General features: G+C 72.9%; 17 protein-coding genes and 1 pseudogene. 10 read left to right on the top strand and 8 right to left on the bottom strand.

What is annotated here, in order from left to right; translation table 11 throughout:
• Positions 1–236, bottom strand: a pseudogene (locus tag E4099_RS10310) (alpha/beta hydrolase); the annotation flags it as partial.
• Positions 237–385: 149 nt separating this feature from the next.
• Here E4099_RS10310 and E4099_RS10305 point away from each other — a divergent pair.
• Positions 386–970 carry a Uma2 family endonuclease gene (locus tag E4099_RS10305; RefSeq protein ID WP_167828337.1) on the top strand — a complete coding sequence of 195 codons (585 nt, stop codon included), beginning with the start codon at positions 386–388 and terminating at the stop codon, positions 968–970.
• 62 nt (positions 971–1,032) lie between these two features.
• On the opposite strand, the gene E4099_RS10300 is transcribed toward E4099_RS10305, so the two are convergent.
• Positions 1,033–3,462: a DEAD/DEAH box helicase gene (locus tag E4099_RS10300; protein ID WP_135338673.1), complete on the bottom strand. Its 2,430-nt coding sequence runs from the start codon at positions 3,460–3,462 to the stop codon at positions 1,033–1,035.
• A 287-nt stretch (positions 3,463–3,749) separates the two neighbouring features.
• On the opposite strand from E4099_RS10300, the gene E4099_RS10295 reads away from it, so the two are divergent.
• A complete protein-coding gene (locus E4099_RS10295; protein ID WP_245244737.1) occupies positions 3,750–4,553 on the top strand; it encodes a ferritin-like fold-containing protein in 804 nt (267 codons plus the stop codon).
• Between the two features lie 245 nt (positions 4,554–4,798).
• Here E4099_RS10295 and E4099_RS10290 read toward each other — a convergent pair whose 3' ends face one another.
• The 4 genes from E4099_RS10290 to E4099_RS10275 all read right to left on the bottom strand — a co-directional run bounded on the left by E4099_RS10290 (position 4,799) and on the right by E4099_RS10275 (position 6,758).
• Complete coding sequence (locus E4099_RS10290; RefSeq protein WP_209446576.1) at positions 4,799–5,071, bottom strand: hypothetical protein; 273 nt, start codon at positions 5,069–5,071, stop codon at positions 4,799–4,801.
• A gap of 241 nt (positions 5,072–5,312) precedes the next feature.
• Entirely contained in the window at positions 5,313–5,540 is a 228-nt protein-coding gene (locus E4099_RS10285) for a DUF3107 domain-containing protein (protein ID WP_135338672.1), read from the bottom strand.
• Between the two features lie 153 nt (positions 5,541–5,693).
• Positions 5,694–6,332 carry a TetR/AcrR family transcriptional regulator gene (locus tag E4099_RS10280; RefSeq protein WP_135338671.1) on the bottom strand — a complete coding sequence of 213 codons (639 nt, stop codon included), beginning with the start codon at positions 6,330–6,332 and terminating at the stop codon, positions 5,694–5,696.
• 135 nt (positions 6,333–6,467) lie between these two features.
• Positions 6,468–6,758: a hypothetical protein gene (locus E4099_RS10275; RefSeq protein ID WP_135338670.1), complete on the bottom strand. Its 291-nt coding sequence runs from the start codon at positions 6,756–6,758 to the stop codon at positions 6,468–6,470.
• 160 nt (positions 6,759–6,918) lie between these two features.
• Here E4099_RS10275 and E4099_RS10270 point away from each other — a divergent pair, with 160 nt between their 5' ends.
• The 7 genes from E4099_RS10270 (at position 6,919) to E4099_RS10240 (ending at position 17,595) form a co-directional block, all read left to right on the top strand.
• Positions 6,919–7,917 (top strand): alpha/beta fold hydrolase, encoded by a 999-nt coding sequence (locus E4099_RS10270; RefSeq protein ID WP_135338669.1) that lies wholly within the window; start codon positions 6,919–6,921, stop codon positions 7,915–7,917.
• Positions 7,910–9,652: a DUF3152 domain-containing protein gene (locus E4099_RS10265; RefSeq protein WP_342451916.1), complete on the top strand. Its 1,743-nt coding sequence runs from the start codon at positions 7,910–7,912 to the stop codon at positions 9,650–9,652. Before E4099_RS10270 ends, E4099_RS10265 begins: the two co-directional genes overlap by 8 nt.
• Before the next feature lie 1,502 nt (positions 9,653–11,154).
• Positions 11,155–12,129: an NAD-dependent epimerase/dehydratase family protein gene (locus tag E4099_RS10260; protein ID WP_135338668.1), complete on the top strand. Its 975-nt coding sequence runs from the start codon at positions 11,155–11,157 to the stop codon at positions 12,127–12,129.
• Positions 12,130–12,286: 157 nt separating this feature from the next.
• On the top strand, positions 12,287–13,465 hold the full coding sequence (gene moeZ, locus E4099_RS10255) for an adenylyltransferase/sulfurtransferase MoeZ (protein ID WP_135338667.1): 1,179 nt from the start codon (positions 12,287–12,289) through the stop codon (positions 13,463–13,465).
• Between the two features lie 324 nt (positions 13,466–13,789).
• Positions 13,790–14,032 (top strand): DUF1214 domain-containing protein, encoded by a 243-nt coding sequence (locus E4099_RS10250; protein ID WP_135338666.1) that lies wholly within the window; start codon positions 13,790–13,792, stop codon positions 14,030–14,032.
• Positions 14,033–14,132: 100 nt separating this feature from the next.
• Positions 14,133–15,779: a SulP family inorganic anion transporter gene (locus E4099_RS10245; RefSeq protein ID WP_167828336.1), complete on the top strand. Its 1,647-nt coding sequence runs from the start codon at positions 14,133–14,135 to the stop codon at positions 15,777–15,779.
• A 280-nt stretch (positions 15,780–16,059) separates the two neighbouring features.
• Complete coding sequence (locus E4099_RS10240; RefSeq protein ID WP_135338664.1) at positions 16,060–17,595, top strand: DUF1254 domain-containing protein; 1,536 nt, start codon at positions 16,060–16,062, stop codon at positions 17,593–17,595.
• Between the two features lie 310 nt (positions 17,596–17,905).
• Here E4099_RS10240 and E4099_RS10235 read toward each other — a convergent pair whose 3' ends face one another.
• On the bottom strand, positions 17,906–19,504 hold the full coding sequence (locus E4099_RS10235; protein ID WP_135338663.1) for an alpha/beta hydrolase: 1,599 nt from the start codon (positions 19,502–19,504) through the stop codon (positions 17,906–17,908).
• A 217-nt stretch (positions 19,505–19,721) separates the two neighbouring features.
• Positions 19,722–22,397: a lysylphosphatidylglycerol synthase transmembrane domain-containing protein gene (locus tag E4099_RS10230; RefSeq protein ID WP_135338675.1), complete on the bottom strand. Its 2,676-nt coding sequence runs from the start codon at positions 22,395–22,397 to the stop codon at positions 19,722–19,724.
• 842 nt (positions 22,398–23,239) lie between these two features.
• Between E4099_RS10230 and E4099_RS10225 the strand changes: the two genes are divergently transcribed.
• The coding region (locus tag E4099_RS10225) for an MGMT family protein (protein ID WP_135338662.1) at positions 23,240–23,638 on the top strand (399 nt) is incomplete at its 3' end.

Genomic DNA, 23,638 nt, shown 5'->3' with positions numbered 1-23,638 from the left:
GTCTCGTACTGCCCCCGCCCATCCACCGCCACCACCCGGAAGCCCGCGGTGGCCAGGGGTTCCAACAGCGCGATGAAGTCCTCCTTGCTGCCGGTGAACCCCGGCACCAGCAGCGCGGTGCCGCGCACCGGCCCCGCCGCGGGGCGGGCGTCATGCATGGCGAACTCCCCGCGCGCGGTCACCAGCCGGGACGCGGTGGCGCAGGACGGGAGGGTGAGGGTCGGCGGCGTACTCATGGTGCGAGGCTAACGGCGAACCGCGCCGCCCTCGCCATACGGCCCAGGCCAAGGGAGTGGCGGCCAAACCACTCGTCTGGATGGCAGTACCGTCGTTATCGGACACCGCGCCGGGAATCCGGCCCAGAATCCAGCGTATGGGAGTAGCCATGACTGCCGAACGGCTTGGCTGGGGGGAACCGCCAGTCGAGGGCTGGACCTATGAGCAGGCCAAGAAGCTGGACCTGCCGTACGAGTTTGAACTGGTGGACGGTGCCATCGTGGTGCGAGGTATGACCAATCAGTGGCACGACATGGTGCGTAACGGCATCTTCGTCGCGTTGTGGAACGCGGTGGTACCGCCCTATCGGGCCGAGGCGGAGCGCTGCATGATGGTCGACGAGTGCAACACGCCCAAGCCGGACGTGCTCGTCTTCGACAAGCGGGACCTCGACGCCTTCACCCTGGAGTGCGTACCGGTGGCCAAGGCCATCCTCGCGGTGGAGGTCGTCTCGCACGGTTCCCGCAGCGATGACCGCTTCCGCAAGCCCGGTGTGTACGCCGAGGCCGGGATCCCCTATTTCTGGCGTGTGGAGCGGGGCCAGGACGACCTTCCCGAGGTGCACGAGTTCTGGTTGCACCCGGAGGCGGGCGTCTACGCGCCCAGCCCGGATCGACCGACCCACGTGGGGACGCTGAAGACCGACATGCCCTACCCCGTGGAGATCGACTTGCGGACGCTGGTGGAGCTGTAGCCGCGCCGAGGACGCGCAAGGGCCCTACCCGCGGGTGCGGGTAGGGCCCTTTCCTACGCGGCTCAGGCCTCCGGAGTGGATGCCGGGGCAGTGGCGGCTGCCTTGGTGGTGCGGCGGCGGCGGACGGGCTTGGCCTCCTCCGCACCGGCCTCCGCACCCTGGGCCGCGTCAGCCGACTTCGCGGCGGCGGCCTTGGTGGTGCGGCGGCGCGGCTTGGTAGCCGGTGCCTCGGCCGCCTCGGCGCCCTCGGCGGTGTCCACCGCGGCTTCGGCGGCCTCGGTGGCGGATGCCGTTGCCTTGGTGGTGCGGCGGCGGCGCGGCTTGGCCGGTGCCTCGGTCGCCTCGGCGCCCTCGGCGGTGTCGACCGCGGCTTCGGCGGCCTCGGTGGCGGATGCCGTTGCCTTGGTGGTGCGGCGGCGGCGCGGCTTGGCCGGTGCCTCGGCCGCCTCGGCGCCCTCGGCGGTGTCCACGGCGGCTTCGGCGGCAGGTGCCGCGGCCTTGGTGGTGCGGCGGCGCGGCTTGGCAACCGGAGCCTCGGCCACCTCCGCGCCCTCGGCGGTGTCCACGGCGGCCTCGGCGGCGGAGGCCGCGGCCTTGGTGGTACGGGTGCGGCGGCGCGGCTTGGCCGGAGCCTCGGCAACCTCGGTCGCCTCAGCCACCTCGGCACCCTCAGGCGCCTTGGCCGCCGCGGCGGTCTCAGCGGACTCGACGGTGTCCAGCACCGCTTCCGCGGCCGGCTTGGCGGCGCGGGTGCGGCGGCGACGCGGCTTGGCCGGCGCCTCGGTCACCTCGACAGCCTCGACAGCCTCGACGGGGTCGGCGGTGGCGACCGCGGGCACCGTCTCGGTGGCCTCGACGGTCTGGACCGCCTGCTCGGCGACCCGGGTCCCGGCGGCCCCGCCGCGGGTGCGGCGACGGCGGCGCGGGGTACGCGGCTCGGCCGGCGCGTCCGCGGGCGCCTCGGCGGCGGCGGTGTCGGCGGCCGGAGCCGTCGCCGCGCCGTCCAGGGCCATTCCGCCGCGGGTGCGGCGGCGCTGGCGCGGGGTGCGGGTGCGCTGCGGGCGCTCCTCGGCCCCGTCACGCGCGTCACGTCCACCGCGACCGCCCCGGCTTCCGCGCTGTCCGCGGCCGCCGGTCTCGCCGAGGTCCTCGATCTCCTCGGCCGCCAGCCCGGCGCGGGTGCGCTCGGAGCGCGGCAGCACGCCGGTGGTGCCCTGCGGGATGTTCAGCAGCTCGAACAGGTGCGGGCTGGTGGAGTAGGTCTCCACCGGCTCGTGGAACGACAGGTCCAGCGCCTTGTTGATCAGCTGCCAACGCGGGATGTCGTCCCAGTCGACCAGCGTGATGGCGGTACCCGACGCGCCCGCGCGGCCGGTGCGGCCGATGCGGTGCAGATAGGTCTTCTCGTCCTCGGGCGACTGGTAGTTGATGACGTGGGTCACACCCTCGACGTCGATGCCGCGCGCGGCGACGTCGGTGCAGACCAGGACGTCCACCTTGCCGTTGCGGAAGGCGCGCAGCGCCTGCTCGCGGGCGCCCTGGCCGAGGTCGCCGTGGACCGCGCCGGAGGCGAAGCCGCGGCGGGAGAGCTGGTCGGCGATGTCGGCGGCGGTCCGCTTGGTGCGGCAGAAGATCATCGCCAGTCCGCGGCCCTCGGCCTGCAGCACCCGGGCGACGACCTCCGGCTTGTCCATCGAGTGGGCCCGGAAGACATGCTGGGTGATGTTCGCCACGGTCGCGCCCTCGTCGTCCGGCGCGGTGGCGCGGATGTGGGTGGGCTGCGACATGTAGCGGCGCGCCAGCGAGATGACCTGGCCCGGCATGGTGGCCGAGAACAGCATGGTCTGACGGGTGGCGGGCAGCAGCTGGATGATCTTCTCGACATCCGGCAGGAAGCCCAGGTCCAGCATCTCGTCGGCCTCGTCCAGGACGAGCGCCTTGACGGCGGACAGGTTGAGCTTCTTCTGGCCGGCCAGGTCGAGCAGTCGGCCCGGGGTGCCGACGACCACGTCGACGCCCTTCTTCAGGGCCTCGACCTGCGGCTCGTAGGCGCGGCCGCCGTAGATGGACAGCACCCGGACGTTACGTACCTTGCCCGCGGTGAGCAGGTCGTTGGTCACCTGCTGGCACAGCTCGCGGGTGGGGACGACCACGAGCGCCTGCGGGGTGTCGGTCAGCTGCTCGGGCTTGGCCCGGCCCGCCTCGACGTCGGCGGGGACGATGACGCGCTCCAGCAGCGGGAGGCCGAAGCCCAGCGTCTTGCCGGTGCCGGTCTTGGCCTGGCCGATGACATCGGTGCCGGCGAGGGCGACCGGGAGCGTCATCTCCTGGATGGGAAAGGGGGAAGTGATGCCGACGGCCTCCAGGGCCTCGGCGGTCTCGGGGAGAATTCCCAGCTCTCGGAAAGTGGACAGGATGCTTGCCTCTTCTGTGAGACGCGGCACGAGGCGGCGGAGGGGGTCGCGTACCGCGCCGAAGTGTGCGCCGGCCATGGGGAGGCCGGACGACGCGGGACCACTGCCTTCGCTCTAGCGCTCATGCCGCGAGCGGGTCCCTCCTGCTGTGCGTACGTCTGCATACGCGCCGCTCGGAGGGCGGTCGGTTTGGAGCCGATCGGGCCACCGACCGGGCATCCGCATTCGTGGAACAACCCGCCGATACTCGACGGGTGCATTACCACTGTACCCCGGATGCGCGCAGGTGTGACCGGGCAGCTGGACGGAAAACCGACGGGAGCGAGTCTGACCAGGACCTTCCCCGGGGCGGGGAGCGGACTATTGTGCGCTCCATGGAGACGCCCGACACGCCCAAGACACCGTCCGCCGAGACGCCCGAGGAGACCGCCGCCGAGCACACCGCCGAGGCCGAGCAGCCCGCCGACGAGGCCACCGGCATCGCCGCGCAGGACTGGGCGCAGGCATCCGCCGATCCGCAGTACCGGGCCGCCGTGGTGGACCTCCTCGGCGCCCTGGCCTACGGCGAGCTGGCCGCGTTCGAGCGACTCGCGGAGGACGCCAAGCTGGCCCCCACGCTGGATGACAAGGCGGAGCTGGCGAAGATGGCGTCCGCCGAGTTCCACCACTTCGAGCAGCTGCGGGACCGGCTGGCGGCCATCGGCGAGGACCCGACCCAGGCGATGCAGCCGTTCGCCGCCGCGCTGGACGAGTTCCACCGCCAGACCGCTCCCTCCGACTGGCTGGAGGGCCTGGTCAAGGCGTACGTCGGCGACTCGATCGCCAGTGACTTCTACCGCGAGGTGGCGGTCCGGCTGGACGCCGACACCCGGGCGCTGGTCCTTCGGGTGCTGGACGACACCGGCCACGCGAGCTTCGCGGTGGAGAAGGTGCGGGCCGCCATCGAGGCCGAGCCGCGGGTCGGCGGTCGGCTGGCGCTGTGGGCGCGCCGGCTGATGGGGGAGGCGCTCTCCCAGGCCCAGCGGGTGGTCGCCGACCGGGACGCGCTCTCCACGATGCTGGTGGGCGGGATCGCCCACGGCTTCGATCTGGCCGAGGTCGGCCGGATGTTCTCCCGGATCACCGAGGCGCACACCAAGCGGATGGCCGCCCTGGGCCTGGCCGCCTGAGGCCCCGGCCGAGCCGCCTGTCCCCGGTCCGGCCGCCACGGCCGGACGGGGGAGGCGGCGCCGGTGCGCAGTGTCCGATGCCCGCCCGGGTGGTGACCGACTGCCTCAGGCGGTGGCCGAGGTGGGCGCCAGGCACCTCGAACGGTGACCGAGATGGGGCGCCAGGCACCAGCCTCAGGCGGTGAGCGGGCCGGGCGCCAGGCACGGCCTCGAACGGTGACCGAGGCAGGTGTCAGACACTCGCCTCAGGCGGGGACTGAGCGGCGCAGGCCGCTCTCCGGGCGGATCAGCAGCGACAGGATCGCCACCGTGAAGCCGATCGCGCCGACCAGGGTGGCCGCGGTGTGGCCGGGGCCCAGCACCGCGTGCGTCAGCAGCGTGCCCAGCAGGGCGGCGGCCGGGCCGGTGGAGAGGACCAGGGGACGGGCGGGGAGCCGCCGGGGCAGCCGCCGCATCGCCGCATAGGCGAGGACGAACCCGATCACGGCCGAGCCGAGCGCTTCCCAAGCCAAGACCATGGCGCGTCCCTCCTCAGCGGCCCCGGGCGCCGGTGCGTCCGGTCGTGGCCGTCCTACCCTCCGCGCGGCCGGGGCAACCCTGCCGGGCCACCGCTCCACGAGCCCCTGGGGGCGCCGCGCGAGCCCGCGCGAGGTGCGCGGGGCGCCGTCCCGGCCGCGGGTACCGGGCAGGCGCCGAAACGCGAACGGCGGCGGGGGCCCGTCCACCGGGCCCCCGCCGCCGCACCTGGGCGAGTGGTGCTCAGAGCGCGCTGAAGCCCACCTTGCGCGCGGTCGGCTCGCCGATCTCGACGTAGGCGAGGCGGTCCGCCGGGACCAGGACCTTGCGGCCATGGTCGTCCACCAGGCTCAGCAGCTGCGACGTGCCCGCGAGCGCCTCGGCCACCAGACGCTCGACCTCCTCGGCAGGCTGCCCGCTCTCCAAGGTGATCTCGCGGGGCGCGTGCTGCACGCCGATCTTGACCTCCACGGCTATGTCCCTCCGACGGTCAGTTTTTGGGTGCGCGGCCAGCCGCGCTGTACGCAGCACACATTAGCCCGGTACGGGCACCGGCCGAGCCGGTTGCCCGCACGCCCGCAGCGAACACGGTGCACCGGAGCGTGCCGGGCCCCGGGTGCCGGGTCAGTGGTTCTCGACGCCGTGCAGCGGGAAGCCGGCGATGCCGCGCCAGGCCAGAGAGGTCAGCAGCTGCACAGCGGTGTCCCGGGGGACACCGCTGCCACTGGAGAGCCAGTAGCGGGCGACGATCTGGGAGAGACCGCCGAGGCCCACCGCGAGCAGCATCGACTCGTCCTTGGACAGGCCGGTGTCCTCCGCGATGACCTCGCTGATCGCCTCCGCGCACTGCAGCGAGACGCGGTCCACGCGCTCACGCACCGCGGGCTCGTTGGTCAGGTCCGACTCGAAGACCAGTCGGAACGCGCCACCCTCGTCCTCGACGTAGGCGAAGTAGGCGTCCATGGTCGCCGCGACCCGCTGCTTGTTCTCCGTCGTCGAGGCGAGAGCGGTGCGGACCGCGTGCAGCAGGGCCTCGCAGTGCTGGTCCAGCAGGGCCAGGTACAGCTCAAGCTTCCCGGGGAAGTGCTGGTAGAGGACGGGTTTGCTGACGCCCGCCCGCTCGGCGATGTCGTCCATCGCCGCCGCGTGGTACCCCTGGGCGACAAAGACCTCCTGGGCGGCGCCCAGGAGCTGGTTGCGTCGGGCTCGGCGCGGCAGGCGCGTGCCTCGCGGGCGCGCCTCGGTCTGCTCGATGGCTGTCACGCCGCCTCCCATGGCTTGTTCTGTGCACGGTGCTCACCGCGCACGCCATCGTACTTTTGGGTAACAGCGCCGTGGGCGGTTCGTGCGGAGAATTTCATGGATCCGACGCTGTAGAAAGTCGACAAAAGGTGCAGGTCATCGGTACTCGTCTTCATTGAGTTCGATCACACGCGCCTGTTCGAGGCGGTCGAACTCGGTGGCGGAGGCCAGGTCGGCACCGGTCGGTGGCTCGCCCTGACGCGGGTTGAGCTCGCTGCGCTGCTCGACGCGGTCGCCCTCCGGCGTCTCGGTGCCGGTCTCGGCGGTCTCCGCGGTGTCCAGCTCGTCCGTCTCGTCGAGTTCGTCCATCTCGTCCAGCACCTCCGTCGGGTCCGTGAAGGCGTCGGGGTCCGTGAAGGCCACGGTGCGGTGGGGTTCGGCGGTCATGTGGCTCCGCCCTTCCATGGGTCGGGGGGTCCGACGGCTCGGGGGATGCCCGGTGGAACACCCCTTTGTTACGAGCCTAGGAGAAGCGAGTTCCGCACGCTATGCGGTCTGTGACGGCGAACACACAATCGCGTGCGTGATCGTCTCGTAACATTGCCGCATGTCTTCGACCGAGTCGCCGGATGCCCGCACCGTGCCCGTGGTGCCGCCCGCGCGGTCCGTGCACGTCGGAGCGGGGGAGACGGTGCGCACCGCGAGCCTGCCCGGGCTCAGCCTCACTGTGCGGTCCAGACCGCCGGCTCAGGGGGGCCTGCCGCCGGCCCTCTTCGTGCACGGGCTCGGCGGCTCCTCGCTGAACTGGTCCGCGCTGATGGCCGAGGTCGCCGACCGGGTCGACGGCGAGGCCCTGGACCTGCCCGGCTTCGGGGACTCCCCGCCACCGGACGACGGCGACTACTCGATCACCGGGCACGCCCGCGCGATCATCCGCTACCTGGACGCCTCGGACCGGGGGCCGGTCCATCTGCTGGGCAACTCCATGGGCGGCGCGATCGTCACCCGGGTCGCGGCGGTCCGGCCCGATCTGGTGCGCACCCTCACCCTGATCTCGCCCGCGCTCCCCGAACTGCCGCCGCAGCGCACCGCCCTGCCCACCGGGCTGCTGGCGGTGCCCGGCGTGGCCCGGCTCTTCGTCCGGATGACCCGGGACTGGACCATCGAGTACCGCACCCGGCAGGTGCTGGCCCTCACCTACGGCGACCCGGCCCGGGTCAGCCCGGAGGTGCTCGCCGCCACGGTCGCCGAGCAGGAGCGGCGCGCGGATCTGCCGTACTTCTGGGACGCCATGGCCCGCTCGGCGCGCGGCATCGTCGACTCCTACACCCTGGGCGGCCAGCACTCGCTGTGGCGGCAGGCCGAGCGGGTGCTGGCGCCGACCCTGCTGGTCTACGGGATGCGGGACGCGCTGGTCGGGCACCGGATGGCGCTGCGCGCCGGCAGGACCTTCCGGGATTCCCGGCTGCTCAGCCTGGTCGACGCCGGGCACGTGGCGATGATGGAGTACCCGGATACGGTGGCCCGGGCCTTCGCCGACCTTCTTGACGAGACCAGCGGCAGACCCGGCGATCCGGGCGAGGGGAGCAGTGTGGCGCGTGGGTAAACACAGCGCCCGGGGCAACCGGGACAAGGCCGCCGAGAGCGCGGCCCGGCCCTCGACCCCGGCGGCTCCCGCACCGGCCGCCGGGCACCGCCGACCATCCGAACCTGCCGCACCAGCGCCGGCCCCCGGCTACCGGCCGCCTGAGCAGGCCGCCGGCTATCGACCGTCCGAACCGGCGGCACCCGCACCGACCTCCGGCTACCGGCCGCCCGAGCCACCCCCTGGCTACCGGTCACCCGAACCGGCCGCGCCGGCCTCCGGCTACCGGCCGCCCGAGCAGGCCGCACCAGCCTCGGCCCCCGGCTACCGGTCATCCGAACCGGCCCCCGGCTACCTGCCGTACGACACCGGGGAGTACCCCGTCGGCCCCCTCGACGGACGGCGCCCCCTCGGTCCGTACGACACCGGGGAGTTCTCCCTCGGCTCCGCCGGGATCGGGCCGGTCCCCGACGCGTACGACACCGGTGAGCTGCGGCTGGGGCACTACGACAGCCGGTACGACACCGGTGAACTGCGGCTCGACGGCGGATCGGCGCGCGGCGCCTCCGGTGCGGGCGGTCGGGCCGAGGCGGTCCGCGGCGGCCACCCCGAGCAGCGCGAACCGGGCGGCGGATGGGGCGCACTGGGCGGGGCCGAGGGCGCGGTGCCACCGGCGCCGCGGTCCTCCGATGCCGGTGCCGGTGCCGCCTCCCGGGCCCGGGGACCGCGCCAGGAGTACGTGGAGGCGTTCGACGCGCTGGACGCCCGGCTGCGCCGGCCCCGCACCGCGGAACCGGTGGACCCGGTCGCCCCCGCAGAGCCGTTCGATGCCGCCTCCGGCGTGGAGGCACCGGCTCTGGTGCCCGCGCCCGCCGAGGCCGCGCGCCCCACGCGCGGGGTGGCGGTCAAGGGCCGGACGTTCACCGGGGTGGCCGCCGCCGCGGTGACCACCGTGCTGGCCGTGGTGGTGGCCGGACAGGTCACCGAAGGCGTCAAGGACGACCGGGCCGGATCCCGACCGCACGGCGGCGAGGCGGACCGGGCCGACCGGGCCCCCGCCCGGGGCGATGTGCGGGCCACCCCGCAGCACCCCGGCCGGGCCGCCAAGCCGACCTACAGCGTCCAGATGGCGACCCCCTACCCGCTGGATCCGAAGCTCCAGGGATCCGGCACCTTCCGCACGATCGGCGGGCACGACGCGGCGCCCGGCCGAGGCGAGTTGCTGCGCTACCGGGTGGACGTGGAGAAGGGCCTGCCGCTGGACGGCGACCTGTTCGCGGAGGCCGTCCACAAGACCCTCAACGACGACCGCAGTTGGGCCCACGGCGGCCGGCACACCTTCGAGCGGATATCCACCGGGCGCCCCAACTTCGTGATCACCCTGGCCAGCCCGGGGACCACCGCCGCCTGGTGCGCCAAGTCGGGTCTGGACACCACCGTGGACAACGTGTCCTGCGACTCCGCGGCGACCCCGCGCGTGATGATCAACGCCTACCGCTGGGCACAGGGTGCGAAGACCTTCGGCCAGGACCGGATGCACGCCTATCGGCAGATGCTGATCAACCATGAGGTCGGCCACCGCCTCGGGAGCAACCACGCCATCTGCTCGCAGCAGGGGGCGCTGGCCCCGGTGATGATGCAGCAGACCAAGTTCCTCACCACGGACGGCGTGACCTGCCGGCCCAACCCCTGGCCGTTCCCCAAGGGGACGAGCGTTCCGGGGGCACCCGGCGCGGGAGGCACCACCGGAGGATAGGGGCCACCCACGGAGATCCGCTCCGCCGCGAGGCCCGGATGCCTCCGGTGCCGAACCGCTCCGCGCCCGCCGCCGCGGGAGCGAACGGAGGCCGCCGTTTGACGTGGGGTTCCGCCCGTACCAGCGGAGCCCTTTAACGCATCCAAGCCGGGAAAGTCACGTGCTTTCACCCCTTCTGGTGGTGCGACGGACAACCGTCCGTCGCACCACCACTCCCCGCGCATAACGTGCTTCCGCTACCGGCGCGGTGGTGCCGACAGAGGGATCGGGGGTGCGCGCATGCGTATGGGGTTGCTGGCGAAGGGCGGGCGTCCGTACGCCCCGGGTGCCCCCGGGGGCCGGGCGCCGGGCTTGCGCCGGGCGTGCGGGTCGGCCGGGTGTCCGCGCCCCCCGCTCCCGGAGCCGCATCCGCCCCGCGGGGCGCGGGACGGGGCCGTCTACGCCGTCTTCCTCGGCGCACCGGCCCCGGCCGTCGGTGAGTCCCACCCCGGGTGCGGGTCCTGCGGTCAGGCGGACCGTTTCACCACCACCCTCGCCGCCCGCCCGGCACCCCACCGCGCCGCGTCCCGCCTACCGGCACCCGATGGTTCTCCGGCCGGCAGCCCCCCGCCCACCCGATCGGCACCCGATGGTTCTCCGCCCGCCCGGCCGGCACCCGACGGCTCGCCGCTCGACCGGTCGGCGCCTGACCGCTCCGGGTTCGCGGAGGGTCCCAGATGACCTCGCTCGCCGCACCTCGCCGCGCCCCGCTCCCGGCTCCCTCGGCCGGTCCGGTCGGCCTGGTCTCCCCGCCGGCACCGGTCCCCGGTCCGGGCCTCGCGGTGCCCTCGGTCCGGGACCGTGCGGCGGGCCCCGGCGAGCCGCTGCCCCGGTTATCCCGGACCGGGCGGCTCGGGCCGGCGGTGCGCGGGCCCGTTCCGGTGGTGGCGCCGCGGCGTCGGCACCGCTCTCTCCGTCGGCAGGCGGTCGACCCGCGGGCGACCCCGGTGGGACCGGGGTCGCCCGACCCCACCGCCGCACCCAACAGGGGCCGGGCCGCGGCCCCGCCGATCGAGACCTCGTACCGGCGGGCGCACCCGGCACCGTGGGCCGAGGCGTCGTACGCCCGTCCCCGGGACACCGCCGTCCGCCCCCGGTACTCCGCGGGCAGCGGCCGGGTGCCGGCCGACCGCGGGGGTGGTCCGGGTAGCGGGGAGCAGGGCACCGCGGACGGCCCCGGACCCGAGGCGCCGCCGCCCGGATGACACGCCGGCCACGCCCCGGGCCGCCGCCCCGCACGGCCCGCGCGCGGTCCCCGGCCCGCAACCCGGCGCCGCCGGACCCCCGTACGACCGACCGGCGGGCCGCGCAGCGCCGCACGGCGCCCGGCGAACCGGGCCGCCGCCTTCTGTCCCGTTTCGTTCAGTCCCCGTTCTCACCGTGACCCGATGAGGAGCAACGAAGATGACCGACCACCCCTCCGGAGCGCCACAGGCGTCCGCTCAGCCGCGGGAGGGTGACCGATGAGGGTCCTGCTGCTCGGTTCCAGCGGATATCTCGGCCGCTATGTCGCCGATCACCTGCTGGCCGACCCCTCGGTCCAGCTCACCGCGCTCGGCCGCGGTGATGACGCCGACGTCCGCTTCGATCTGGCCACCGGGAGCCCCGGTGCGCTCACCCGGTTCCTGGACGCCGTACACCCCGGGGTGGTGATCAACTGCGCCGGGGCGACCCGGGGCGGCGCCCGCGAGCTGACCCGGCACAACACGGTGGCGGTGGCCACGGTGTGCGAGGCGATGCGCCGTAGCGGCTGCGCGGCCCGGCTGGTGCAACTGGGCTGCGCCTCGGAGTACGGGCCCTCGCAGCAGGGCTCCTCGACCGCGGAGGACGCGATGCCGCGCCCCGGCGGTCCCTACGGGGTGAGCAAACTGGCCGCCACCGAGCTGGTGCTCGGCTCCGGCCTGGACGCCATCGTGCTGCGGGTGTTCTCGCCCGCCGGGCCCGGCACCCCGGCGGGCTCCCCGCTGGGCCGGCTCGCCGAGGCCATGCGGCGCGCCATGCAGGCCGGGGACAACGAGCTGCGGCTGAGCGGTCTGGGGGTGCAGCGCGACTTCGTGGACGTCCGGGACGTGGCGCGGGCGGTGCACGCGGCCTCGCTGTCCGCCGCCCAGGGGGTGGTGAACATCGGCACCGGGCGTGCCGTGCGGCTGCGCGACGCGGCGGCCGTGCTGGCCCGGGTGGCCGGTTTCGGCGGTTCGCTGCACGAGGTGGACATCCCCGGGTCCCGGCAGCCGTCGCTGCCCGGTCAGCCGAACCCTGGGGCCGAGCACTCCGGGCACGCCCCGGCGACCCCCGCCGCGTACCCGTACCCGGACGGCTGCGGCGCCTGGCAGCAGGCGGACGTGCGGACCGCCCGAGACCGGCTCGGCTGGCGCCCGCGGATCGCCCTGGAGGAGTCCTTGGCGGACATCTGGATGGAGGCCGCCTGCCGCATCTGACCACGCGGTTTCCGGCGGCGGACGGCCGCCGGACCACGCTGCCCGGGTGCTGGGACGCATTCGTCTCGCGGAGCGGACCGGGTGTCTCGGAATGAGATGGGGCGTGGCAGTGTTACGGAAAGAAACAACCCATGCTCCCTCTTCCTACGGAGTTCCCGTGTCGCTGCCACCCCTGGTCGAGCCGGCTGCCGAGCTCACCGTCGACGAGGTCCGCAGGTACTCCCGCCACCTGATCATCCCGGACGTCGGGATGGACGGGCAGAAGCGGTTGAAGAACGCCAAGGTGCTCTGCGTGGGCGCCGGCGGCCTGGGCTCGCCCGCCCTGATGTACCTGGCCGCGGCCGGTGTGGGCACCCTGGGCATCGTGGAGTTCGACGAGGTCGACGAGTCGAACCTGCAGCGCCAGATCATCCACAGCCAGGCGGACATCGGTCGCTCCAAGGCGGAGTCCGCGCGCGACTCCGTGCTGGGCATCAACCCCTATGTGAACGTCGTGCTGCACGAGGGCCGCCTCGAAGCCGACAACGTCATGGAGATCTTCTCCCAGTACGACCTGATCGTGGACGGCACGGACAACTTCGCCACCCGCTACCTGGTCAACGACGCCTGCGTGCTGCTGAACAAGCCGTACGTGTGGGGCTCCATCTACCGCTTCGACGGGCAGGCGTCCGTGTTCTGGAGCGAGCACGGCCCCTGCTACCGCTGCCTCTACCCGGAGCCCCCGCCGCCGGGCATGGTGCCGTCCTGCGCCGAGGGCGGCGTGCTCGGCGTGCTCTGCGCCTCCATCGGCTCCATCCAGGTCACCGAGGCCATCAAGGTGCTCACCGGCACCGGTGAGCCGCTGGTCGGCCGCCTGATGATCTACGACGCCCTGGAGATGAGCTACCGCCAGGTCAAGGTCCGCAAGGACCCCGACTGCGCGGTCTGCGGCCCCAACCCGACCGTCACCGAGCTGATCGACTACGAGGCGTTCTGCGGCGTGGTGTCCGAGGAGGCCCAGGAGGCCGCCGCCGGTTCCACCATCACGCCCAAGCAGCTCAAGGAGTGGATCGACGACGGCGAGAAGATCGACATCATCGACGTCCGCGAGCCGAACGAGTACGAGATCGTCTCCATCCCCGGCGCCCGGCTGATCCCGAAGAACGAGTTCCTGATGGGCAACGCCCTCCAGGACCTGCCGCAGGACAAGAAGATCGTCCTGCATTGCAAGACGGGTGTCCGATCCGCGGAAGTGCTGGCCGTGCTGAAGTCCGCCGGCTTCGCCGACGCGGTCCATGTGGGCGGCGGCGTGATCGGCTGGGTCAACCAGATCGAGCCGGAGAAGCCGGTCTACTGATCACCGGTCCGGCTGACCAGCAAGACCGAGGAAGCCCACGGCTCTGACCAGTTCAGATGCCGTGGGCTTCTGTGTCCGCCGTTCCCCCCGTGGTTCCCCGGACGGTCCGGTACGCGTCTGGCACGGGCGCCTGCGGGGCATCAGACCCGGGTCCGGCGCTCGGAAGGCACTGGGTGAGGCGCAGAGCCGCGGCAGGACGGGCGAGGAGACGGAGAGACCGCACGGCCCGCGTGGAAGCCGGGCGACGCGAGCGGACCCGGCCGCGATGATGTGCTGTTGCCGGGCTGTGGCCGCGGTGATCTACTCGAAGAAGGCCCGCCTCGCATGGAGATCCCCAACCTGATCAACCGTTGCTCCAACGGAGACCGCGCCCGCGGGCTGGTCACCGAGTCGGACGGCAGCATGACCCTCCATCTGCGGTCCCACTCACCAGGACCCGACTGGGAGAACAACTGGTTGCCCACACCACAGCAGGGCGTCTGGTTCGTCGCGCCGTGCATGTACCCGCCGCGCCCCGCAGCCGTGGACGCGTGCCGGCAGTGTCCGCCGATCAACCGCGTCCGCTGACCGGTCGGCGTCCCTTTCCCGCCCTTCGTCGCGCGGCCCGAGTGCCGTGCAGTTCTGGGAGCGGTCCCTGATGGCTGCTGAGCGTTCCGCCCGGCGGCTGGTGGCCGACTGGGTGCCCGGCTACCGGCGGGAGTCGCTGCGCGGTGACGTACTCGCCGGCTTGACGGTGTGGACGTTGATCGTGCCGGAGGCGGTGGCGTATGCGGAGATCGCCGGAGTACCTCCGCAGAACGCCTTCTACGCCGCGCCGATCGCTCTCGTGGCCTACGCGTTGCTGGGGAGTTCGCGGTTTCTGATCGTGGGGGCGACGTCAGCCGCGGCCGTGCTCTCGGCGTCCACCGTCAACGGTGTCAGTGGTGATCCGGGCGCCGCCGTCGGGCTGTCGGCGGCGCTGGCGTTGATCGTCGGCGGGGTACTGGTGGCAGCCGGCACGGCTCGGCTGGGGTTCTTGACCAACTTTCTGGCGGAGCCCGCCCTGGTGGGTTTCCTCTTCGGCATGGCGTTGACGATCATGGTGCGGCAGGCGGGGAAGATCCTCGGTGTCTCCAGCGGGGAGGGCGACTTCTTCCAGCGCCTGGCGAAGCTGCTGACTCAGGCGAGTAACTGGTCGTGGACCACGATCACCGTCGGCGTGTCCGCGGTGGTCTCGCTGCTGCTGCTCGAGCGCCTCCTGCCGCGCCTACCGGCCTCGTTGGTCGTGCTGGCCGTTGGACTGCTCCTCTCCCAGGCCCTGCACCTGCATGCTCATGGGGTGGAGACGGTGGGCAAAATCCCCGCGGCCGTGCCGGTCCCCCATCTGCCCGGTATCCCGTCCGCCGACTGGGCCGAACTCGCCGGTGGCTCTCTCGGGGTGGCGCTGGTCGCCTTCGCCGAGTCCTACAGCATTGCCGGCCGCTTCGCCCGCCTCCACGGCGACGAGGTGGAGGCCGACCGCGAGATGGTCGCGGTGGGCGCGGCTAACCTCGCGGTCGGCTTCTTCCGCGGCTTCGCGGTGTCCGGCAGCGCGTCGCGCAGCGCGGCGGCCGAGGGCGCGGGCGGCCGCAGCCCGATGGTCTCCCTGGTCGCAGCAGTACTGGTACTGCTTACCGGGGCTTTCCTGACCTCGTTGTTCACCCCGCTTCCCGAAGCGGTGCTGGGGGCGATTGTGATCGTCGCCGTGAAGGGCTTCCTGCGCGTCGGGGAATTGCGCCGCTACGCCACGCACGACCGGCCCAGCCTCTGGATCGCCCTGACCGCCCTGATCGGCGTTCTGGTGTTCGACCTGCTGCCTGGGCTGCTGCTCGCGGTACTGATGTCACTGCTGCTGTTCATCGCCTATTCCAGCATTCCGCGCGTTGCGGTCCTGGGCCTGCTGCCCGACACCAGCATGTGGGGTGACCTGCAGGAGCACCCACGAGCCGTGGCCGCACCGGGAATCCTCGTGGCCCGGCCGGACGGCGCGCTCTTCTTCGGCAACGTCGATCGCGTCCGCTCGGCCGTGAAGGAACTGGTGGCCGCGTCCGACGCCCTGCCCCGCGCCGTGGTGGTGGACCTGACGGCGAGCTACCGGCTCGGCCTTCCCGTCCTGGATACCTTGGCGGACCTCGCCGCGGATCTCGACCATCAGGGAGTCGAGCTGCATCTGGCCCGGGTCCGGGCCCGCCCCACGCGCTCGCTGTCCCGGCACCCGCTGCACGCGACCCTCAGCCCGGAACGCCTCCACACCACCGTGACGGAGGCCGTGAACGCGCTGAGTGGCGGGCGGTGAGGCCGAGACGACCCTGCTCATCGCCGCCCTCGAACGGGAGGCCAGGGGGACCGTCCGTCATGACCTGCCGGGCCGGTTGCCGGGTTGCGGACGCGGTGATCTACTCGAAGGAGTAGGTGCCTTGGAGCCCTCGGCCCGGTTAACCCATGGAGCATGGCGCAGAACGCCGCCCTTCGGTGTGCACTGGGAAAGCCGGGACGCGTCGTCGAAGGTTCTGGCTTCCTCAGCTCGCGTGGTGGCCACAAGCCGTGCTGTCCAGCCCCATGAGAGGAGTGCGGCAATGGAATCCTCAGCTACTGGCACCCGTCCCATACAACGCCTGCGGCACGATCTCGCCGAGGCGGCAACCGGTATCGGTCAGGCGGCGGCGGCCACCGGAAAGGTCACCGCGGCTGCCGTGCGCCACCCGGGGGAGACCATCGACCGCGCCAGGAAGATGACGCGGGCCCTGCCTGTGGCATGGCACTCGGTGAAGCCGACGCTGACCGGCCGGATGGACGACTGGCGCCGCGAGTACGCGTACACACTGGGGCAACAGGCCTTCGTCTACGGCTTCCCCTACATCTACAACGCCGTCCTCCGCCACCGCTGGGTGACCCAGAAGCCCGAGACGGAAACGACCCCCTACGCGCCTGTCAACCACTTCTGGCATGCGAGCAGGCTCTGGGACGCCTCGGACCGGGAGGGTGTGTCCCCTAACAACGACACGCTGTACTCCTGGGCGTGGGTGGACCTGCGCGAGGAGCCCCTCATTCTCTCGCACCCGGACATGGGCGACCGCTACTTCACCTTCGAACTGGTCGCCTTCACCTCCGACAACTACGACTACGTGGGCATGCGGGCGACGGGATCGGAGGCCGGTGACTTCGCCCTCATCGGCCCGGACTGGACCGGCGACCTCCCGCAGGGGGTGCGCCGCACGGCGACCGCCCCCACCCCGTGGGTCCTGGTGGTCGGGCGGACCCTCGTGGAGGGCGTGGACGACCTCCCGACCGTCCACGCGCTGCAGCAGCAGTACCGGTTGACGCCGCTCCACCTGTTCGGCAAGGAGGGCGTCACACTCCCGGAACGCCGAGACGTACCGGTACCGGCCGATCCCGCCCAGGATCCGCTCGGGCCGTGGAAGACGCTCAACGCGGTGCTGGCCGAGAACCCTCTGCCGAAGCACCACGATGTCCTGCTCCGGCAGTTCGCGGAGATCGGCATCGGCCCGGGGATGGACGTCGAGGCACAACCGGAGCCGGTGAAGGAGGGCCTGATCCGGGCCGCCGCCACCGCCGTGCCCATGCTCGAACAACAGCTGCTCAGTGGCCAATGGGGCGAGCTCATCAACGGCTGGCGGTACCCTCCCCCACAGATCGGGCACTTCGGGGACGACTTCCTCAGGCGGGCCGCGGAGCAGTCCCTAGTGGGCGTCGCCATCAACGATCCCGAGGAAGCCGTCTACCTGGCGGCCTTCACCGACAGCGCCGACGAAACACTGACCACCGGCTGTTACGAGCTCCGCTACGAGGCGGGGACGCTGCCTCCGGTCGACGCGTTCTGGTCGCTGACCGCATACGACGAGGACCGGAACCTGATTCCGAACCCGATCGGCCGGTACTCCATCGGGGACCGCACCCAGGGGCTGGTCAGAGACGCCGACGGGGGCTTGACCCTCTACCTGCAACCGGACTCACCGGGGCCGGGCCGGGACTCCAACTGGCTGCCCACGCCGCAGCAGGGCATCTGGTACGTGGCGCTGCGCATGTACCTCCCAAGGCCGGAGGTCATCGACGCACGATGGCACTGCCCTCCGATCACCCGTGTCGGTTGACGGGGGGCAGGCCACCCAGGTGCTTTCGCGGCCTGGTGTGCGCCGGCCGGGCCGTCAGGGGGTCTTTTTTCACACGCCCGTCCAGGTCGCGCCGTGAGGCGGTGGACCGCGCCTTCGAGGGCGGCCCGGACACGGATGACGGCCCGCGACGGATCGGGTGGAGTGATGGGTAGGGAAACGGGCAGGTCACGCGGCACATTGCCGGACTTGCCGGTCTACTGAGTCCCGACACACGGGTGCCCCCGACACCGTTCGGCGTCGGGGGCACTGTCGTGTGCGGTGCGGCTCGCCTCCCGGCGGAGGCCCGCCGTCAGGAGCAGCTGGTGCCCGCGGCCGGGACCTTGCCGTCCAGCAGATAGGCGTCCACGGTCCGGGTCAGGCAGGCGTTGCCGCTGTTGTAGCCGCCGTGGCCCTGGCCGTGCAGCGTCACCTCGACGCCCACGCCCTTGCCCAGCCCCTCGGCCATCTTCCGGGCGCCCTCGTAGGGGGTGGCCGGGTCGCCGGTGTTGCCGACCACCACGATCGGCGCCGCGCCCGGGGCGCTGACCTCCGGGTGGTCGGTCTTGCCGGCGACCGGCCAGCCGGTGCAGGCGGTCAGGCCCCAGGCCATGAACTCGCCGAAGACCGGGGAGGCCGCGCGGAGGGCGGGCAACTGGGCCTTCGCGTCCGCGACGGTGTAGCGCTGCTTGTCGTCCGCGCAGTTGACCGCCTTGTTGGCGGCCAGGATGTTGCCGTATCGGCCCTGCTGGTCGCGGCTGTTGTAGCTGTCGGCGAGCATCATCAGGGTGTTGCCCTTGTGCAGCCGCATGGTCTCGTTCAGCCCGAGGGTCAGGATGTTCCAGGCGTCCTTCTCGTACAGCGCCGCGGCGATGCCGGTGAGTGCCAGGTCCTGGGTCAGCTTGCGCCCGCCGACGGACAGCGGCTGCCGGTCGAGCTGCTCGAGCATCGCGGTGATCTTCGCGTTGCCCTCGGCGCCGCCCTTGCCGGTGGGGCACAGCGGGCCCTTCTTGGCGCAGTCCTCCATGTAGTTGTCCAGCGCCAGCTGGAAGCCCTTGGCCTGGCCGATGGCGCCCTTCACCGGGTCCTCGGTCGGGTCGACCACCGCGTCCAGGACCGAGCGGCCCACGTTCTTCGGGAACAGGTGCGCGTAGACGCCGCCCAGCTCGGTGCCGTACGAGATGCCGAAGTAGTACAGCTTCTTGTCGCCGAGGACCTCACGCATCAGGTCCATGTCACGCGCGGCGCTGACGGTGTCCACATAGGGGAGCACCCTGCCGGAGTTCTGTCGGCAGGCGTCGTTGTACTTCTTGTTGTTCTCCTCGGCGGTCTTCTCCTCGGCGGCGTCGTCCGGGGAGCCGTCCACCGCGAAGTAGGCGTCGAGGTCCTTGTCGTCCAGGCACCGCACGCCCTCGCTCTCGCCCACCCCGCGCGGGTCGAAGCTGACCAGGTCGTAGCGGGAGTTGAGGTTGGCGTAGTCCTCGGCGAAGCCGGGCAGGGTGGGTATCCCGGACCCGCCCGGGCCGCCGAAGTTGAAGATCAGCGAGCCGATCCGCTTCTTGGAGTCCTTGGCCTTGGTCCGTATCAGGGCGAGGTCGATGGTGTCGCCGCCCGGCTTGGCGTAGTCCAGCGGCGCCTTGAGGGTGGCGCACTCCCACGCGTCGCCCGGCGCGTCGCCGCCGCCCTGCGCCGGAGTGGGCGCCGAGCAGCTGTGCCAGCGCAACTGCTGTCCCGTCAGGGAGCCGGGCAGCCCGCCGGCGGACGAGGCGGAGCCCGAGGGGGCGGACGGCGACGCAGTGTTCTTGTCCTTGCCGCCTCCGCCGCCACCGCAGCCGGTGAGGGCGCCGAGGGCGATCACCAGGCTCGCGGCGACCAGGGACCTGGTCCGCGTGGTTCGTATGGAACGTGACATAGCCGGTGATCCTAACCGCCCCGGACCTCCCCGGATCCGGCTGTTGCCGCACCGTGGAAAAACGCCCCCGGCCCGTGCGGAACCGGGGGACTTGAGACGCGGCTGTGACGGAAGGGGCGCCGCCACCGGCCCTGGCAGAGGGCGTCGAGGGTGTCCCGTACGAGCCGGGTGCGCCTCCCCGCGGTGGCCGGCGGAGTGCCTACCGGGCGGGCACCCCCTACAGCGCCTGCTTGCGGGTGAGGTGGGTGAAGGACAGCCAGCCGGGCAGCACCGGCAGCCAGAAGGTCATGAACCGGAACAGGAACACCGCCGGGGTGGCGATCTCGTACGGCAGCCCCGCGAAGGTCAGACCGGTGATCAGCGCCGCCTCCACCGCGCCGACCCCGCCCGGGGTGGGCGCCGCCGACCCCAGGGCGTTCCCGGCGAGGAAGACCACCGCGATGCTGGCGTAGCTGAGGTCGCCGCCGAACGCCCGGATGGAGGCGTCCAGGCACATCACGAAGGTCGCGGTCAGCAGCAGCATCCCGCCGATGCCGGCGAGCAGCTTCTGCGGGCGCTGGAGGACGTCCAGCATGCGCGGCACCACGCCCGCGAACAGCGACCGGACCCGGGTGGAGACGAACTTCCGCAGCACCGGGATGGCGGTCACGATCAGCACCAGCACCGCCGCCGTCAGCAGTCCGGCGATCACCGTGCGGGACGGCGAGAGCGTCGGGGTGCGCTCGGTCCCGGTGATGTAGCCGAAGGTCAGCAGCAGCAGCACATGGCTGGCCAGTCCGAACAGCTGGGAGGCGCCGACACTGGCCACCGCCAGACCGGGGCGCACCCCGGCGCGTTGCAGGAAGCGGGTGTTCAGCGCCACACCGCCGACCGCGGCCGGGGCCACCAGCTTGGCGAACGAGGCGGCCACCTGCGCCAGCACGGTCCGGCCGAACGGCACCTTCTCCGGCACGAAGCCGAGCAGGCTTATCGCCGCGGCCACATAGGTCAGCGCGGAGAAGACCAGCGCGATCGCCACCCACAGGTAGTCGGCGTCGCCGATCACCCGGCCCAGCTGGATGTGGGTGAACTGGGTCAGCAGGAAGTAGGCGGCGAAGGCGCCCGCGCAGAAGGTGACCAGGGTGCGCGGCTTGATGCGCTCCAGCCGCACCGGCACTATCGGCGCCTGCGGGCGCATCCGCAGCACCTGCTGCCGGATCTGGGAGAGCAGATCCTCCTCCCTGGCCCCCTCCAGCGCCTCCTCGATCGCCCGCTTCTCGGCCTGCCGCTCCGCCTTCGCGGCCTGCTTCTGGGCCTTGAGTGCCTTGCGGTCGGCCGGCTGCTCCGACCCCGCCAGGTGCGAGCCGGCGCCGGCCGCCGACGCGGAGGCCCGGGCCCGCCTGGCCTCCTCGTCTGCCGCCTTGGCCGCCTCCCGGGCCTTCTTGTGGGCCTGCGAGGCCTCCAGCACCGCCTCGCGCTGCCGCTGCGCCCGCTCCCGGGCCAGCTGCCGCAGGGTCGCGCGGGTGCCGCGGTTGAGCGCCAGCGGCTGGAGCAGCGGCAGGCTGTCGGCGACGGCGTCCGGGCCGAGCACCCCGACCGCCGCGGCCACCGAACGCTCCGGGCCGACCCGCAGCGCCAGCGTGGTGAGCAGCTGGGCGATGTCCATCCGCAGCACCAGATCGCCGGCCGCGATCTCGCCGTCCCGCAGATCGGTGAGCATCACCTGGCCGTCCGGGTCCACCAGCAGCGCGTCCCCGTCCAGCCGGCGGTGCGCGATCCGGCGCGACTGGAGGGCCCGGACCTGGCGCCAGGCCCCGGCCAGCAGGTCGTCGGTGAGCATCTCGTCCGGCAGCGAGTTCAGCGAGCGGCCCCCGCTGTGCTCGTACACCAGCATCACCGCGTCCGGGCCCAGCTCGGAGGTGGCGATCAGCTTGGGCGCGTGGGCCCCGGCGGAGATGGCCGCGTACGCCAGCAGCGCCTCCTGCTCCAGTGCCTGGCGCAGCGACTGCATGCTGCGCGGCTGGAGGATGCTGCGCAGGGCCAGCCGCTGCCACAGCCGGTAGAAGAAGCCCTGCGCCTGCTGCTCGCGGTCGACCACGGTGACATCGAGCGGCGGGCCGTCCTCCAGGGTCACCAGATAGCGGCGGCCCCGGTCGGAGACGGATCCCCCGGGCGCGGCCCGGCCGCCCTCGGCGCCGTCCTGGGCGGTGGCGCGCTCCGGGAGGGCGTCCTCGATGCGCCGCGCGCTGACCGGGCTGAAGCCCACCCGGCGCAGGCCGGCGAGGAGGTTCTGCCCGGTGGGCCGTACGTTCGGCGAGCCCACCGCGTACAGCGTGCCGAAGGCGACCGTCCAGCCGATCAGCACCGTGATCACGATCGCGAAGGGCGTGGTGTACCGGCCGACCAGCACGGCGAAGGCGTCCAGCAGCAGGACGCACCACATGGCCACCCGCCAGCGCGGCCGGCGGGCCATCCCGACCGCCGTCATATAGGCGATCACCGGGGCGAGGTAGCCGTGCACGGGATCGCTGAAGGTGCCGCCGGGCGACTGCTGGGTCAGCGCGTCCCGGATCGATTCCGGGGCGCCCCGGGACACCCACAGGTCGGTGGTGAGCGACACGCCGTAGGCCAGCACCGCGGCCAGCACGCCGTCGGCGATCCGCAGCCCGTCCCGTTTGACCAGCCGCTCCACGGCGAAGGCGACCGGCAGGATCAGCACCGCGACACTGGCCGTCAGCCCGGTGAGGTCGATCAGCAGCGGGGGCGCCTGGGAGGTGCCCTCGCCGATGTCCTTCTCCAGGCCCGCGGTGGTGCCGTGCGCGAACGCGGCGATGGCCAGCACGGTGGCGATGCCGAGCAGGCCCAGCAGCAGACGGAGCAGGTCCAGGGGGCGGTGGACGCGGGCGGGTAGCAGCGGCTCGTCACCGAAGACCCGGCCGGCCCCCGGCTCCGGACCGTCGAAGTCCCCGCCCCGGCCGCCGCCGTCACCGTGCCGGCCTCGGCCGTCGCCCGCGCCGCCGTCCCGGCCGCTCCCGTGCCGCGGGTGCTCGGCCTCGCCGCTCGGGCGGTCGTGGTCGGGGCGCGGGTCGGCGTCCTGGTCCTCAGGATCGCCGTCTCGGGTGCCGGGATCGCTGTCTCGGGTGCCGGTCCGGTGGTCGTCGGGCTCGTCGGCGTCTTCGGGGTTGTCAGGGTTGTCGGGATTGTCGGGGCTGTTGGAGTCTCGCCCCTCCGGTCGGGAGCGGTCGCCGTCCCGGTCGTGCCCGGGGTCGGGCTCGTGCGGCCGGGTCGGGGGTCCGTCCGCCGGGCCGGAGGAGTCCTCCGGCGCCGAGAGGTGCGTCTCCGGTGGCCGCGGGCCCTCTCCGGGCGCGGGGAGGCGCCCCCCGCCGTGCGGCGGGTCCGCGCTCTCGGGTGTGGCGGGATCGGGGGGTGTCTGCGGGGGCTTCGCGGTGTGCGGTTCACCGGAGCGGGGCAGCACGCCCGGGGCGTGGGCCTCGTCCGGAGGCTGCACACCCTGCTGTTCGTCCGTCTCTTCTTGATCTCGTATCACCAGTCACCGCCCGGAAGATGGTGGCATGGCTGGGCTGGTGAGGAGGGCATCAGGGTGTTTTTCGGAGGCGTGGAGCAGAACATGGAATCGCGATCGCACGGACTGTAACCGTTGCGTAGGCGCTTCGTGACCCAAAGTGACCAGGGCGTACGCCGCCGGCGGGCGGGCCCGCGGCGGGCTCCGGAGCCCTGTCGGCGGGGTGCGGCAAGATGGGCCGGATGAGTCCGCAGAGTGAGGAACCACCGGCCGCGGAAGCCCTGCCGGAGTACGCGGAGCGGGTGCTCGGGGTCGCCGAACTGATTCCGCCGGGCCGGGTGATGACCTACGGCGATGTCGCCGAGTGGCTGGGCGAGGGCGGCCCGCGCCAGGTCGGCCGGGTCATGGCGCTCTACGGCGGGGCGGTGCCGTGGTGGCGCGTGGTGCGGGCGGACGGCGTCCTGCTCCCCGGCCACGAGCAGCGGGCGCTGGCCCACTACCGGGACGAGGGCACCCCGCTGCGGGCCGCGGCGCGCGGTGCCGAGGGACATCTGCCCCGCCTCAGGCTCGCCGAGGCGCGCTGGGACGGCGAGCCGGAGCCGGGGCCCGGCGGCGGGGGAGCGGGTGGCGCC

The sequence above is a fragment of the Streptomyces palmae genome (genome assembly GCF_004684805.1).
GTDB lineage: Bacteria > Actinomycetota > Actinomycetes > Streptomycetales > Streptomycetaceae > Streptomyces > Streptomyces palmae.
Note: the sequence above shows the minus strand (reverse complement) of the source record. Positions and strands in the feature narration are given on the sequence as shown.

Coding starts and splice junctions, on each gene's coding strand:
- E4099_RS10305 (WP_167828337.1), top strand. CDS start 386: ATGACTGCCGAACGGCTTGGCTGGGGGGAACCGCCAGTCGAGGGCTGG.
- E4099_RS10300 (WP_135338673.1), bottom strand. CDS start 3,462: ATGGCCGGCGCACACTTCGGCGCGGTACGCGACCCCCTCCGCCGCCTC.
- E4099_RS10290 (WP_209446576.1), bottom strand. CDS start 5,071: ATGGTCTTGGCTTGGGAAGCGCTCGGCTCGGCCGTGATCGGGTTCGTC.
- E4099_RS10275 (WP_135338670.1), bottom strand. CDS start 6,758: ATGACCGCCGAACCCCACCGCACCGTGGCCTTCACGGACCCCGACGCC.
- E4099_RS10270 (WP_135338669.1), top strand. CDS start 6,919: ATGTCTTCGACCGAGTCGCCGGATGCCCGCACCGTGCCCGTGGTGCCG.
- E4099_RS10260 (WP_135338668.1), top strand. CDS start 11,155: ATGAGGGTCCTGCTGCTCGGTTCCAGCGGATATCTCGGCCGCTATGTC.
- E4099_RS10250 (WP_135338666.1), top strand. CDS start 13,790: ATGGAGATCCCCAACCTGATCAACCGTTGCTCCAACGGAGACCGCGCC.
- E4099_RS10240 (WP_135338664.1), top strand. CDS start 16,060: ATGGAATCCTCAGCTACTGGCACCCGTCCCATACAACGCCTGCGGCAC.
- E4099_RS10235 (WP_135338663.1), bottom strand. CDS start 19,504: ATGTCACGTTCCATACGAACCACGCGGACCAGGTCCCTGGTCGCCGCG.